The 324-nt window shown below is 21.0% G+C and carries 1 pseudogene; it reads left to right on the top strand.

What is annotated here, in order from left to right:
- Window positions 1-324 (top strand): annotated as a pseudogene (locus ELQ06_RS08575) (motility associated factor glycosyltransferase family protein); the annotation flags it as partial.

The following is a 324-nucleotide window of genomic DNA, read 5'->3' as shown; positions in this document are numbered from 1 at the left end:
TTTAAATAAACAAAATGAGTTTTTACTTAAGGCTTATTATAAAGTTTGTAAAAGTATTGAACATTGTAGAGATTTTAGTAAAATACTCAGCAATGATTTTGAAAAAATACAAAGTGTATATTTGAGTTTAAATGAAAAAGAAGAATATTTAAATTTAGCTATTGAAAAAATAGATGAGTTTAAAAATAAACTTGAAGATATAAAACAAATGCAAGATTTATATGAAATTTTAAGTCCTTTGCTAATCCAATTTGAACTTAATCTTGCTAGAATTTATGTTTTAAATCCTAAAACCAAAGAAGATGCTTTTAATAAAAGTATTCT

This window comes from Campylobacter sp. CH246 (assembly GCF_004378835.1).
Taxonomy (GTDB): Bacteria; Campylobacterota; Campylobacteria; order Campylobacterales; family Campylobacteraceae; genus Campylobacter_D; species Campylobacter_D jejuni.
The sequence above is the reverse complement of the archived record's forward strand: the minus strand, read 5'-3'. Positions and strand labels throughout refer to the sequence as shown.